The sequence below is a fragment of the Acinetobacter sp. 226-1 genome, from assembly GCF_030329325.1.
In the GTDB taxonomy this organism is placed as follows: Bacteria; Pseudomonadota; Gammaproteobacteria; order Pseudomonadales; family Moraxellaceae; genus Acinetobacter; species Acinetobacter sichuanensis.
The window spans coordinates 468,416-483,245 of the sequence record NZ_JACANU010000003.1; the positions used below are offsets into that span (position 1 = coordinate 468,416).

14 protein-coding genes are annotated in these 14,830 nt (G+C 37.6%); 4 read left to right on the forward strand and 10 right to left on the reverse strand.

The window, feature by feature from the left end:
• Positions 1-29 precede the first annotated feature (29 nt).
• Complete coding sequence (locus HX124_RS08320; protein ID WP_286382925.1) at positions 30-944, forward strand: alpha/beta hydrolase; 915 nt, start codon at positions 30-32, stop codon at positions 942-944.
• A gap of 377 nt (positions 945-1,321) precedes the next feature.
• On the forward strand, positions 1,322-2,509 hold the full coding sequence (locus HX124_RS08325) for a GGDEF domain-containing protein (RefSeq protein WP_286382923.1): 1,188 nt from the start codon (positions 1,322-1,324) through the stop codon (positions 2,507-2,509).
• Positions 2,510-2,519: 10 nt separating this feature from the next.
• Here HX124_RS08325 and HX124_RS08330 read toward each other — a convergent pair whose 3' ends face one another.
• The 3 genes from HX124_RS08330 to prfB form a co-directional block, all read right to left on the reverse strand.
• Positions 2,520-3,593 carry an alkene reductase gene (locus tag HX124_RS08330; protein WP_286382922.1) on the reverse strand — a complete coding sequence of 358 codons (1,074 nt, stop codon included), beginning with the start codon at positions 3,591-3,593 and terminating at the stop codon, positions 2,520-2,522.
• A 50-nt stretch (positions 3,594-3,643) separates the two neighbouring features.
• Positions 3,644-3,943 (reverse strand): ArsR/SmtB family transcription factor, encoded by a 300-nt coding sequence (locus HX124_RS08335; RefSeq protein ID WP_107007261.1) that lies wholly within the window; start codon positions 3,941-3,943, stop codon positions 3,644-3,646.
• Positions 3,944-4,105: 162 nt separating this feature from the next.
• Positions 4,106-5,201, reverse strand: a protein-coding gene (prfB, locus tag HX124_RS08340; RefSeq protein ID WP_286382918.1) for a peptide chain release factor 2 whose coding sequence is annotated in 2 segments (ribosomal slippage) — positions 4,106-5,128 and positions 5,130-5,201 — 1,095 coding nt in all. Because the reading frame shifts where the segments join, the coding sequence is not laid out codon by codon here.
• 187 nt (positions 5,202-5,388) lie between these two features.
• Here prfB and HX124_RS08345 point away from each other — a divergent pair.
• Positions 5,389-6,237 carry a putative porin gene (locus HX124_RS08345; RefSeq protein WP_286382916.1) on the forward strand — a complete coding sequence of 283 codons (849 nt, stop codon included), beginning with the start codon at positions 5,389-5,391 and terminating at the stop codon, positions 6,235-6,237.
• Positions 6,238-6,547: 310 nt separating this feature from the next.
• Complete coding sequence (locus tag HX124_RS08350) at positions 6,548-7,318, forward strand: putative porin (RefSeq protein WP_286376138.1); 771 nt, start codon at positions 6,548-6,550, stop codon at positions 7,316-7,318.
• Positions 7,319-7,381: 63 nt separating this feature from the next.
• On the opposite strand, the gene recJ is transcribed toward HX124_RS08350, so the two are convergent.
• The 7 genes from recJ to HX124_RS08385 all read right to left on the reverse strand — a co-directional run bounded on the left by recJ (position 7,382) and on the right by HX124_RS08385 (position 14,657).
• The gene (gene recJ / locus HX124_RS08355; protein WP_286382914.1) at positions 7,382-9,085 is read right to left on the reverse strand and encodes a single-stranded-DNA-specific exonuclease RecJ; all 1,704 of its coding nucleotides are present in this window, start codon (positions 9,083-9,085) and stop codon (positions 7,382-7,384) included.
• Positions 9,086-9,742: a pyridoxamine 5'-phosphate oxidase gene (pdxH, locus tag HX124_RS08360; RefSeq protein WP_286376140.1), complete on the reverse strand. Its 657-nt coding sequence runs from the start codon at positions 9,740-9,742 to the stop codon at positions 9,086-9,088. It lies immediately after the preceding gene.
• 18 nt (positions 9,743-9,760) lie between these two features.
• Positions 9,761-11,095 carry a phosphoglucosamine mutase gene (gene glmM, locus HX124_RS08365; RefSeq protein ID WP_286382912.1) on the reverse strand — a complete coding sequence of 445 codons (1,335 nt, stop codon included), beginning with the start codon at positions 11,093-11,095 and terminating at the stop codon, positions 9,761-9,763.
• Between the two features lie 119 nt (positions 11,096-11,214).
• Positions 11,215-12,681 (reverse strand): IMP dehydrogenase, encoded by a 1,467-nt coding sequence (gene guaB / locus HX124_RS08370; protein ID WP_286382910.1) that lies wholly within the window; start codon positions 12,679-12,681, stop codon positions 11,215-11,217.
• Between the two features lie 383 nt (positions 12,682-13,064).
• The gene (locus tag HX124_RS08375) at positions 13,065-13,253 is read right to left on the reverse strand and encodes a hypothetical protein (protein WP_286376142.1); all 189 of its coding nucleotides are present in this window, start codon (positions 13,251-13,253) and stop codon (positions 13,065-13,067) included.
• A 16-nt stretch (positions 13,254-13,269) separates the two neighbouring features.
• The gene (locus HX124_RS08380; RefSeq protein ID WP_107009469.1) at positions 13,270-13,635 is read right to left on the reverse strand and encodes a YkgJ family cysteine cluster protein; all 366 of its coding nucleotides are present in this window, start codon (positions 13,633-13,635) and stop codon (positions 13,270-13,272) included.
• Between the two features lie 224 nt (positions 13,636-13,859).
• The gene (locus HX124_RS08385) at positions 13,860-14,657 is read right to left on the reverse strand and encodes an oxygen-binding di-iron domain-containing protein (protein ID WP_286376143.1); all 798 of its coding nucleotides are present in this window, start codon (positions 14,655-14,657) and stop codon (positions 13,860-13,862) included.
• Positions 14,658-14,830: the final 173 nt, after the last annotated feature.

Here is a 14,830-nt window from a genome sequence, read left to right on the forward strand (position 1 = left end):
CAGTAAAGATCAAACAAAATGGAAAAAGCATGAAGATTAATCCGTTAATGAAACAATTCATCACAGAAGCTATTTTAAAGACCAGTTTTAAAATGCCAAGTCGCTTAAATCTCCCACCGACTGCTGTGCGTTTTACTCTCGAACAACTCACACGTGTTTTTCCTCAACCAAAAGATGTTGTGCTTCGTTCTTTGCGTATTGCGGGCATACATGCTGAAGAAATAAAGCCGCAAGCCACAACTACACAGATGATTTTTCACATTCATGGTGGTGCTTTTTTCGTTGGTTCACTCAAAACACATCGGGCTTTTTTATCTGAAATCGCTGTTCGAACACAAATGCAAGTCTTACATGTTGACTATCCATTAGCACCTGATCATCAATATCCTGAAGCAAGCGATGCGATTTATGACATCTATCAAATGCTGATGGATCAAGGCGTACAACCAAAAGATATTATTGTTTCAGGGGATTCTTGTGGTGCAAATTTAGCTTTAGCTCTTGCCTTAAAACTCAAAAAAGAAGATCCAGAACATCTACCAAGTGGCTTAATTTTAATGTCACCTTTTTTAGATTTAACATTAACCAGTGAATCTTTACGTTACAACCAAAAACATGATGCATTACTTTCTGTAGAAGCTTTAGAAACAGGAATTAGTTACTATGTCCCTAAAGATATAGATCCTTCAATTCCTGAAATTTCACCTATTTTTGGTGATTTTTCAGGTCTTCCACCCACCCTTGTTCAAGTGGGTTCAAAAGAAATCTTGATGGATGATGCCATCCGTTTCGAGAAAAAAGCCAAAAAAGCTGATGTCGATGTCACCTATAAACTCTATACAGGCATGTGGCATAACTTTCAGATGTTTAGCCCATGGTTTGATGAAGCCAAAAAAGCACTTGCTGATATTGCTGACTTTGCTCATCGACTTGATCAAACTTGATCAATTTTTTAAAACAAAAAGCAGTCAGTGGCTAAATAGCTGCTTACTGCTCTGCTTGCATGATATTTTTAGAAATAATTTATAAAATACAATTCTTTAATAATTTTAGATAAAAACATGCAGAAAATAATCATTTAGGTTTATAATTTCATCGCACATCATTTATGCATTATTTTCTCTTTTAGTCTATTTAACACTGACTGAAACTATATGTAAAATATCTCCTCGGTCAGCTTCATAACAGATTAAATTTCAAAATGCTCCCATAAAAATACTGTATTTTTTCTTAAAATATTTTACATTTTTAGAGCATGTATAGGAAATACATGAATAACGAGTTAATCTAACCAAAATAAAATGGATTTAATATAACTCCCATGAATAATTTAGCAAAAAAAATGATCAGTTATATACAGTCTAATATTATTATGAGTTGGTCTAACATTCATAAATGTATTTTAGTTTTGGTATTGGCTATTTTAATTCATTTAATCTGGATTATGTGGAAAGTTTATATTTTAATCACACCAACACTTTGGCAATGGTTAAATATTTCATTATTAAAAAATCAGCTTATGATCAATATTATTTCGATTATTTGCTTAACGATTTTAATTATTGTCAGTATTTTCAATCATAAAAAGACATGGATAAATCATTATTTTAGCTACTTTGTGATTACAACCTTTATTTTAATTTTAGTTTTAGACGGTTATCTAGTTGGAATTTATAGTCCTGCAACGATTTTCACGAGTGTTTGTGTAACAGGTATAGGATTAGTTTTATTTAATCAAAAAATTATTTATTTTAATTTAATTTTAGCTACATCTATTTTTTCTGCCTTAATTTATCTGACCACTAAAAACATCATTCCTTATGCACCTATTTTTAGCCATCAATTATTAAATAGTATTCCCTATCATAATAATTTTTGGGTTTATAGTATGATTTATTTCATTATACCTGTGTTATTTGCGGGTCTACTTTTCTTTGAAATACTTTTACTACAGTGGCGTCATAGAGAATCTTTATTTCAAGAAATTAGCCAAATAGATCCATTAACGGGTTTGTATAATCGGCGTTTTTTTAATGAAAAAATTAAAGAGTTACAAAAACAACAGCTTTCTTATCTCATAATTTTACTGGATTTAGACCATTTCAAAGCAATTAATGATCATTATGGGCACTATACAGGTGATTTGGCACTCAAACACATCGCAAAAACATTGTCTCTTTCAGTTCGCAAAACGGATATTGTTGCGCGTTATGGTGGTGAAGAATTTATTTTACTCTTACCACAAATTACAGAAACACAAGCTTTAGAAATCGCAGAAAAGTGTAGAAAAACGATTGCCAACCATCCTTTAAAACTCAATGATGGGCAACAAATTTATCTGACGGCTAGTTTTGGTTTAGGGCTAACTTGCCCTCAATCGAATATTGATCAAGCGATTTATTTAGCAGATCAAGCACTCTATCACGCCAAACAAGCAGGACGAAATCAAGTACAAATTTATGATGGAACAACATTTCAGTCATTCCAACATAAAACGCTAAAATCTTGAATAATCAAGTTTAAGCACTATGCTCTACTTCTAAAGCAGGATAATCAATATAGCCTTCTGCCGTTTGTGAACCGATCATATTTTCAAATACCAGTTCATTCAAAGGTGCATCCTGAAGTAGGCGTTCATATAGATCAGGGTTGGCAATATAGGCTTTACCAAAAGACACGGCATCGGCTTTGCCTGAGGCTAACAGTTCAATAGCATCTGCACGGCTTAACTTCATATTGGCAATATAAGGTACGCCACCTGAACGCTGTTTTAAATAACCACTGATGCTACCTTCATCAATATGCTCACGGGTAAAGAAGAACGCGATTTTACGTTTACCCAATTCTTCGAGCGCATAGCCAAATGTTTCACGTGGATCAGCATCGCCCATATCATGTTCATCGCCACGAGGTGCTAGATGCACACCTACACGACCTGCACCCCAGACTTCAATCAAGGCATCAGTCACTTCAAGCAATAGACGGGCACGGTTTTCCACAGAACCGCCGTATTCATCATCACGCTGATTAGTTTTGCTCTGTAAAAACTGATCGATCAAATAACCATTGGCAGCATGGAGTTCCACACCATCAAAACCTGCATCTTTGGCACGGATTGCAGCCTGTTTATATTGCTCGACAATGGTTTTGATTTCAGAAATCTCTAAAGCACGTGGCACAACATAATCACGTTTTGGACGCAGTAAACTGACTTGCCCTGCTTGCTGTACGGCACTTGCAGAAACAGGCGTTTCACCACCCAGTAGATCAGGATGTGAAACACGCCCAACATGCCAAAGTTGAGCAACAATCAAACCACCCTTATCATGTACTGCCTGCGTGGTCAGCTTCCAGCCTTCAACCTGAGCATCGGTGAATAATCCCGGCGTGTTTAAATAACCATTGGCTTGTTCAGAAATTACCGTCGCTTCAGAAATGATTAAACCTGCACTTGCTCTTTGAGCATAGTACTCTGCCATCATTGCGGTAGGAACACGGTCTATGGTCGCACGACTGCGGGTTAAAGGTGCCATGATGACACGGTTTTTAAGGTGTAAATCGCCTAAAATAAGCGGAGAATTCAGTTCAGCCATTTTTGCCTCATTCAGCACCAAAGAGAGAGAATCTCAGCCTCTGCTGAGTCTTACAGTGCTTGCTGTAAATGTTCAATATATTGCTGAATAAGGGTTTCATTGCGGGAAAAATAAGACCATTGACCATATTTTTCAGCCTGAATTAGACCTGACTGTTGTAACACAGACAAATGATTTGACATGGTGGATTGTGAGACCTTACCGAGTTTTTCGATATTCCCTGCACAGACCCCACGACTAAAGCCTCCACACTGCTCTTCACACAGATATTGCTGCGGGTTTTTCAACCACGCCAAGATCTGCCGTCGAGTCGGATTTGCCAACGCTTTAGAAATTAAATCAATATCCATACTTATAACTCGTATCAGACACATTCAAATTCACAACAAAGCATTATCCAGCATTGTTAAACTCAATATATCGTATTTTTTCGATTTTAATATCGATTATTTTAGATATATTGTAAACATGTAGATAATGCTTTGCTTTTTATCAAAATTTAATTTCAGCAATTAAAGCCCTTGCTTTAAGCTCGCCTCAATAAATTTATCCAGATCACCATCAAGAACCGCACCTGTGTTGGAATTTTCCACGCCTGTACGTAAGTCTTTAATACGTGAATCATCCAATACATACGAACGAATCTGACTGCCCCAACCAATATCAGACTTCGAGTCTTCAAGTGCCTGTGCTGCTTCGTTACGTTTACTCATTTCCAGTTCATACAATTTTGCACGTAACTGTTTCCATGCATGGTCACGGTTGGCATGTTGTGAACGTTGGTTCTGACACGCCACCACGATGCCTGTTGGTGCATGTGTTAAACGTACCGCAGAGTCCGTTTTGTTAATGTGCTGACCACCTGCCCCTGATGCACGGTAGGTATCTGTGCGCACATCGGCAGGGTTAATATCAATTTCAATATTGTCATCGACTTCAGGTGAAACGAATACTGCTGAGAATGAGGTATGACGACGGTTACCTGAGTCAAACGGTGACTTACGCACTAAACGGTGTACACCCGATTCGGTACGTAACCAACCATAGGCATATTCACCTTCAACACGAATGGTTGCAGATTTAATCCCTGCCACATCACCATCCGATTCTTCCATCAGTTCGGCTTTAAAGCCATGACGTTCAATCCAACGCATATACATACGCAATAACATTGACGCCCAGTCCTGTGCTTCTGTACCGCCAGAACCTGCCTGAATTTCCACATAACATGGGTTCGGGTCCATTGAGTTACTGAACATACGGCGGAATTCAAGTTTCGCCAATTCTTCTTCAGCAGAAGTCAATTCAGCCTGAACATCGGCAAGCAAACTTTCATCCTCAGCTTCAACAGCAAGGTCAAGCATTGCCTGAGCATCTTCAAGCTGAGTCGCTAAGCCTTCAAGTACATTAATGACGTTTTCAAGCTCGCCTTTTTCTTTTGCCATCGCCTGCGCACGGCTCTGATCATTCCAGATGGCAGGGTCTTCCAGCTCGCGAAGTACCTCTTCTAAACGCTCTTTCTTTAGATCGTAGTCAAAGATACCCCCGTAGTGTTTGACCACGGTCGTTTAAGTCTTTTAGCTGTATTAGATAAGGATTAATTTCCACGCGTTTTTATCTCACGGTTAATGATGTTTAATTCGCAGGCATTCTACCACAGAGTCAATAAAAGATAAGAATTTGCGTTTCTGTCCGACAACTGTATTGACCAAACTGTATTTTTTATGAACAATTCACGCTCATTATTTATGACAATTTTCTTAAACAACAATAACCTAAACTGAATGGGGAATTCATGAAACGTGTATTCATCGCTTGTACTTTAGCAACACTCACTATGTCTAGTTTTGCTTATGATGCTCAAATTGAGGGTGGCTTTACCTATTTAAATCATGATGATGATTTTACCAAAACCGACCATCAGCTTGATGCCAAAGCGACATTCTACTTTTCGCCAGTACAAACAAAAAGTGCTCCTCTAAATGAAGCCGCTTTTTTAGGAAACGTAAGTAATCTCTATGGCACATATCGCTATAATTTTCTAGAAAGTGAAAATTATATTGATATGTTTGGTGCTCATAATGCGATTGCCAAAAGTGAACGTGATATTCATTCTGTTGTGGGTGGTTTAGAATATTTTTATCAGCAATTTTATGTGAATGGTGAAATTGGTTATAGCCAACTTCAAGATCAAACTGTTGCACATGTAAATGGTGGAAAAGAGAAATATACTCACGACGTTGATGTAACAACCTATCGTGCATTGGTCGGCTTTATGCCAGTCAGTAATTTATTACTTGCGGCTGGTGTTGACGGTTATACAACAGATGAAGATGACCAAGCCAATCTTGCTCTAAAAGCAAAATATGTTACTTCCCTTGGGCAAAGTGGACAATATTTAAACTTTGAAGCTGATGGTACTTTTGGTGATCTAGACCAATTTACCTTAGCTACAGATTATTATTTTAATTACGCTTTTAGCTTAGGCGCAAGCTACACACTACAAGATGATAATCACAGTAATATTGATTTTTTCTCAGTACGTTCAAAATATTTCATCAACCAAAACTTGGCGCTTGGAGGTGAGGTTGGTTTTGGTGATGACTTGCAAGGCGTTCATGTAAATGCAACTTATCGCTTCTAAAAATATAAGAATGATTTAGATAAAATATTGAAGCATTTCATACATGAGGTGCTTTTTAATTACACTTTTCTCTTATTTTTTACCTAAATATCAAGATTATTCATAATATTCACACAATTTTAATAAAACAAAACAATGTTTTTATTGTTTAAAAATCAAATAATTAGTGTTGTAATTTTACACAAAATTACCAACATTACAGTTCTGTTACTTTGCAGTGATTGACGCGCTTTTTATTTCCCTTAGACTGAAGTTGTAACAAAAGATTTAAAACACGAATGAAATCATATTTCAGAGGGGAGAAGAATCCATGAAAAAACTAGCGTTAGCTTCAGCAATCGCACTATCAGCGATCGCAGTTTCAAGTGCTGCAAATGCTTATCAAGCAGAAGTAGGCGGTTCTTATACTTATACTGATTGGGATGATTTTGATGCAACTCATCAATTTGGTGTAGATGGAACTTATTATTTTAACCCAGTACAAACACGTAATTCACCTTTAAATGAAGCAGCCTTCCTTGACCGCGCAAGTAATGTAAAAGCCAATGTCGGTTATGCAGATAACGATGGTGTAAAAGATACGCAATATGGTGCAGGTATTGAATATTATGTGCCAGGCAGTGATTTTTATGTCAGTGGTCGTGTAGGTCGTGATGAACTTGAAGTAGACAACACACCGATTGACTCTAAAGTAACAACTTACGGCGCTGAAGTCGGTTACTTACCAGCACCAGGTTTATTACTTGCTTTAGGTTTAACAGGCTATGATGCAAAACATGGCGATGATGGCGTAGACCCAACAGTTCGTGCCAAATATGTTACTCAAGTGGGTCAATACGATGCAAACTTTGAAGCATTTGGTGCATTTGGTGATTTAGACGAATATCGAGTTCGTGGTGATTTATACCTAGACAAAACTTTAAGTGTTGGTGCTGATTACTACAACAATGACTTAACAGAACGTGATGAATTCGGTGTTTCTGCTAAGAAATTCTTAAATCAAAATGTAAGTGTTGAAGGTCGTGTTGGTTTTGGTGATGACTACAATACTTATGGTGTACGTGCAGGCTACCGTTTCTAAGCCGCATAGATCACACATAAAAAAACCGCTCAACATGAGCGGTTTTTTTATTTTTATATCAAATCAATGCATTAAATGCAAAATTCTGAGTTGCAGACTTACATTTCCATTAAATTGATTTTTATCTAGTTCATAAACAAGATGAACTTTTTCTTGTGTAGGATCAAACTGAAATTTATCTCGTGCATTAAAAGCAATCGCATCAACACATCGTCCATCTTGTAAAGCGACCTTTAACTTCAAATGCACTTCTTTTAGCCAACGATGCTCCACGACCTTAAACTGACCTTCAAAAATTGGAGCAGGAAATTTATGCCCCCAAGGACCTAAATTTTCTAGCAAATTCACAGTGTGGATTTGAAAATCTTGCGCAGCTAATTCACCATCTGTCCATAAAGTTGCTTGAAATAACTCAGCATCAGATTGGGCAATGAGTTGATTAAAAACTTGTTTAAATTCTTCAAAATGCTGTTTTTTGATCGTCAAACCTGCTGCTGCTGCATGACCACCAAAAAAACTGACCAAGTGAGGATGCTGTTCTGCCACTTTTTCAATACAGTCTCGAATATGAATACCATCAATAGAACGTGCCGAACCTTTGATATGAAGCCCATCTTTATCTGCTGCAAAGACGATACTTGGTCGATGGAATTGTTCTTTTAAGCGTCCAGCGACAATCCCAATGACACCTTGATGCCAATGTTCTTCAAACAACACCAAGGCTACAGGTAAATTGGTTTGATCAAACTGTAATTTTTCAATTTCAAGCAAAGCTTCTTGCTTAATTTGTGACTCGACTTGACGGCGTTCAAGATTTAAATCATTTAACTGTTGTGCCAAAGCATAAGTACTTTGCATTTCGGTTGCTAACAGACATTCAATACCAATATCCATAGTTTCCATGCGTCCAGCAGCATTGATACGTGGACCAAGAACAAAGCCCAAATCTGATGCTTGTAACTGGGCAGGATCTCGTCCTGCAATATCCAATAATGCACTGATGCCAACACGGCACTGATTTTGCTGAATCCGCTTTAATCCTGCATCAACCAAAATTCGGTTGTTATAGTCTAAACTTGCAACATCAGCATAAGTACCTAATGCAACCAAGTCTAAATATTGCGACATTTTTGCAGTGGATTTAGCTAACTTTGCGCGATAACTACTTAAATTTGCCAGTAAATAAAATGCAACTCCGACACCTGCCAAAGCTTTACTTGGAAATTCACAGCCTAATTGATTTGGATTGACGACAGCTTCTGCTTGTGGCGTTTCTTTTGTTGTTAAATGATGATCTGTAATAATGACTTGCATAGCATGGGCTTGCGCTTGTGCTACACCTGCATGGCTCGAGATTCCATTATCTACCGTGATTAACAAATCAGGTTGATACATTTCAAAAGCTAAATCAGCAATTTTTGGCGTTAAGCCATAACCATATTTAAAACGGTCAGGGACTAGATAATTAACATTCGCGCCCATTTCAGTCAGAGCAAGAATCATCAAGGCTGTACTGGTTGCACCATCGGCATCATAATCGCCAACAATAACGATTTTTTTCTGTGTATCAATTGCTTGATCAATAATTTGAATGGCTTGATCAAGACCTTTCATCGTCGGTGCAAGTAAATACTTTAATTTTAACTCTAGCTCTTGCTCAGATTGCACACCACGGCGTGCCAAAATATCGGCAACAAATGAGGAGACGCCCTGAATGTTTTCAGGGCGTGTGATAAAGGGGCGTTGTTGAATTTTAATTTTTGACATTTACGGCATCAAACGTTGTAAAGTCCAGAGACTATTTTCTTTTTTATAAATCAAGCGATCATGTAATCGATTTGGGCGACCTTGCCAAAACTCATAATGATCGGGTTGTAAACGATAACCACCCCAAAATTCTGGTTTGGCTAATTCATTTTGTTGCTCAACCTGATCATGTAAGTCTTTAAAGCGTTGTTGTAATAACTCACGGCTTGCAATCACCCCACTTTGTGGCGTACTGATATGTGCTGCAATTTGGCTGTCACGCGGTCGCTTATGATAATAGTCTGTTGATTCCTGTTCAGAAATCCGAGTCACTCGCCCACTAATACGAATTTGTCGCTCTAATTCAGACCAATAAAATAAAATTTCTGCATAAGGATTTGCAGCTAAATCTAGACCTTTTTGGCTGTCATAATTGGTATAAAAATCATAACCATCTTGCGTTGCACCACGTAACAAAACAGTGCGTACATGCGGACGACCTTGACCGTCCGCAGTTGCCAGTGACATTGCATAAGGTTCATGAAGATTTGCATTTAAAGCAGAGTTAAACCATTGAAGAAATTGCTCATGTGGATAAATATCCACATTTTCCTCATGCAGTTCATCTTTTTGATAAGTCAGACGCAGCTCACTTAAATCTTTAATTACATCACTCATGAACTTTCCTCTTTTATATTAAGCGTTAGCGTTTTGACGTACTTGATCTGCCAAATGGTTAGCTAAATCAGTTACTTCTTGCTGATTATCACCTTCAACCATGACGCGAATAACAGGTTCAGTCCCTGACTTACGAATCAAAATACGACCACGCCCTTTAAGTTTTGCTTCAACTTGATCAAATTCTGCGACTAATGCAGGAATTGCAAAAGGATCAAACATTTGCTCTAAACGAATATTCACTAAAACATTCGGTAATAATTTAAAGTCTGCAACCAACTCATCTAAAGCTTTATCTTGTTCAACCATAACCGTTAATACTTGCAATGCGGCAATGATTGCGTCACCTGTTGTACTCTTATCCAAAGTCAAAATATGTCCTGATGGCTCACCACCTATCACCCAATTATTTTCTTCAAGATTTTGTAATACATAACGGTCACCCACTTTGGCACGTACAAAAGGTACTTGTGCTTTTTCTAAAGCGAGTTCAAGCGCCATATTGCTCATCACTGTACCCACAATCCCAGCAGGTTTAGTATTGGCTTGAGTCGCTAAGATATACAAAATGTGATCACCATCAATCAAGTTACCATGACGATCGACCATGACAACACGGTCAGCATCACCATCAAAAGCAATCCCAAGATCAGCTTGATGTTCAACTACAGCAGCTTGTAACTTTTCAGGATGTGTTGAGCCACAACCTTCATTAATATTTAAACCTGTTGGTTCATTATATAAAGCTATAACTTTTGCACCCAACTCACGGAAAACAGCAGGTCCAACGCTATAAGCTGCACCATGCGCACAATCCACCACAATTTTTAAATGGCGCAAGTTGTAATGATATGGGAATGTTGATTTACAAAACTCAATATAACGTCCATTTGCATCGTTGACGCGCACACTTTTTCCTAAGTTTGCATTATCATCAATGACTATTTCATTTTCTAATTCTTGGTTAATCGCTTCTTGAATTGCATCAGGTAGTTTTTTACCTTCACCAGAAAAGAATTTAATTCCATTATCAAAATATGGATTATGTGATGCCGAAATCACAATACCTAAATTGGCATGCAAAGCACGTGTTAAATGTGCAATTGCTGGCGTAGGTAATGGTCCAAGCAAATGCACATAAACACCCGCAGCATTTAAACCTGCTTGTAATGCAGCTTCTAAAATATAACCAGAAAGACGTGTATCCTTACCTAAAACAACAATAGGCTTAGTTTTTGGACTGATTTGCTTTAATACTTTTCCTGCTGCAAATCCTAGTTTTAATGCAAATTCTGGGGTAATTGGGAGTTCACCAAATTTGCCTCGAATCCCGTCTGTACCAAAATAACTCATTTTTTACCCGCTTATTTATCGTGTTGTTTAACAGTTGATTTTCAATCGCATTACTTTACACCAAAATAAAAAAACCGCCATAAAATGGCGGTTTTAAAATGTAAAATTACACGAAAATATTAACCAACACGGTAGTTTGGCGCTTCTTTTGTAATTGTTACATCATGTACATGTGACTCAGACATACCTGCTGCGGTAATTTTTACAAACTTCGCATTTTGACGTAAATCTTCGATTGTTGAAGAACCTGTATAGCCCATAGATGAACGTAAACCACCCATCATTTGATGCACGATATTGCCCATAGGACCTTTGTACGGTACACGACCTTCAATACCTTCTGGTACTAATTTTTCAGCGCCTGCTTTTGAGTCTTGGAAATAACGGTCAGCAGAACCTGTCGCGCCTGCCATCGCACCCAATGAACCCATACCACGGTATGCTTTATAATAACGACCTTGGAAGAATTCAACTTCGCCAGGTGCTTCTTCAGTACCTGCCATGAGTGAACCGACCATGATTGTACTTGCACCTGCACCAATCGCTTTTGCCATATCACCAGAGAAGCGAATACCACCATCTGCGATCAATGGAATTTGATCTTTCAATGCATTTGCAACAGAATCAATTGCAGAAATTTGTGGCATGCCAATACCTGCAACAATACGTGTTGTACAAATTGAACCAGGACCAATACCGACTTTAACTGCATCTGCGCCTGCATCAAGCAATGCCAATGCTGCATCACCTGTTGCAATGTTACCGCCAATGACTTGAACTTGTGGATAGTTTGCTTTTACCCAACGTACGCGTTCAATTACACCCGCAGAATGACCATGTGCAGTATCAACCACAATCGCATCGACACCTGCTTCAACCAATGCTTCTACACGGCTTGGTGTTTCAGCACCTGTACCTACAGCAGCACCTACACGTAAACGACCCAAATCATCTTTACAACTGTTTGGATAAAGCTCAGCTTTACGGAAGTCAGTGACCGTAATTAAGCCTTTAAGTTCGTTGTGCTCACCAACCACAATCACTTTTTCAATACGATTTTTTTGAAGAAGTGCTTGGATATTTTCTTTAGACTCATTTTCACGTACTGTGACTAAACGGTCTTGACCTGTCATGATATTGCTAACAGGTTGTTCAAGATTGGTTTCAAAACGCGTATCACGACCTGTCACGATGCCAACCACTTTGCCATCTTTAACAACAGGTACACCACTGATATTGTTTGCTTGAGTAATCGCAATCAATTCACGTACAGTTGTTTCTGGTGTTACAGTAATTGGGTCTTTCACCATACCTGCTTCAAATTTTTTCACACGGCGAACTTCTGCTGCCTGAGCAGAAATGTCCATGTTTTTATGCAGGATACCGATACCACCATTTTGCGCCATTGCAATCGCCATACGTGACTCAGTCACAGTATCCATTGCTGCTGAAACCATAGGAATATTCAGTTGAATGCCGCGGGTAAGGCGTGTCTTTAGAGAGACATCTTTTGGGAGGACAGTAGAATAGGCAGGGAGTAATAAGACATCATCGAAGGTAAGGGCTTCTTGAACGATGGTCAACATAACAGTCTCGCTGGTAATTTCCGTGAGCTATTATATACAAATTTCAGTTTAAATTTCATTTTTTATTGTGATGAATTGCTTTATTCTTGATTAGATCAATTTTTTCAACCACTAAGAAAAATCAAAATGGGCTTTGAATATAAAATTTTAGTCAATTTAACACCACAACAATCCTTAGAACTTCATTGAATTTAGACATTCTAATAATGACAATCCTAACTGGAGACCAAATTTAAATTTATTGTTTGAAAATGACGTTATCTATATTTGTAATAATTCAATCATACTGATCTGGAATGATCTGTAGATCATCAAAAGTTATCTTGAACAGCATGATTTAGTATATTGCCTATTTGATTATTCAGAATAAATTCAAACGACATTTATTTTGAAGTATAGGCAAATGCCATTTTATGCCTCTTGGAATCATAAAGAATGAGCCTTAAATCAACAAAACGATATTGAACATTCAATATTTTAGCTGTTTCTATTTCACTCATTAACCGATTATTTTTTGCTAAGGCAAAGTCACTGGTCAAATACACATCATCTGCAAGCAAATTAAAAGTCATCAAAAGACCTCATCCTTTAACACACTTGGTCATAACCATCATCATTACTTGGTAATACAGGTTCAATTTCAACCAATGGAATTAAACCATGTGCAGAACGTGCTTTATTACACTGTGCATCACCTGCTTGAACTTCTTTACAGCTTGAACTGCGTTGTTCATACATTGTGCAACTCACTTGTTGCCCAATTTCACCTGACAACATCACACAACGTGGATTTTTTTGATTGGTACCTTTCATACATGAATAGACAGGCGTTAATTCATCTACCACACCTTCAGGCATAATTTCACCTTCTGCCCAATAAAATGAAACCCTGAAAAAGGCGCAACACGCCCCACAGCTTAAGCACGCATCCTGTGCTGAGATTTGAGACAACATATTTTTAAAATTCTCGCGGTCAAAAAAACCTCCTTCATTTTTTAGTCATGAAAGAGGTTTCAAAAAATAAATCAGAGTTTTTACAACACATCAAAAAGTGGCGATCTATCCCGTTTTAAACAAATATAGATCACAACTCAAATGAGGAAAAAATCCATTGTGTAATACAAATCCTAATTATTTTTTTTCTTCAACTCAATATTTTTTTCTAATTTTTTGTTCATTTATTGTGGGTATGAAAATACCATTTCATCCATCAAATCTATGCCACATTGCAGATTTTCAATCCAATCTAAAAATTCATTAATCATCGTTTTACCTACAAAAGGCGTTCCATGTTGCGGCACGATCATTTCAATATCCATTTGACGCACCATTTTCACCCAAAGACGAATCACACGATTTGAACACATATAACGCTGATGAAAACCTTTCATTGTGGGAATATGTGCTGCAAAATTATCAATCGGTTTCGAAGCATCTTTCACCATAGATGCCCCCATATCACCAGAAAATAAAATTTTGGAAATTGGATCATAAAATTGAAAGTTTCCAACCGAATGTAAAAAATGTGCAGGCACAGCAATAATTTGACATTCGCCTAAAGAAATCGCAGCTCCTTGATCAGGTAACTCAACTAAGCGCTCCAACCAACCACCTTTCATACGATCACTCATAAATGCAGAGTTTAAATGTGGTAAAAAACGTGCCCATAATTTTGAAGCAACCACTTTGGCATCGGTATAGACCAACCAACGCGGCATAGAGGTAATAATGTCAGGGTCTTGGTGCGATGCCATGACATAATCAAGGTTTTGTAAACGTGTATATTTATTGAGTTCCATGGTGAGTGGAACATAAGTCAAATCACCCCCCGGATCTAAAACCGCAGCACGCTCATGATCAAGAATCAGAAATTGATTGGCTTGTACCCCCTCTCCTTTCACCAAACTGGTAAAACTAATACATTTATGCGTACCGTTATCAAACAGCACTTGCGATGTTGTACGATCCAAAGCCATATCCAACCCCAAAAAATTCTTTAAATAAAATCGTTTTTTAATTTAATATTCACAATATAAGTAGTTTAACAAAGTTACAATACATACACATAAAAATTTTAGGGATTTATTTTTATTTTAAATTTTCCAAAAAAAAGCCCAAATATCATTGAGCTTTTAATCTATTCATTTTT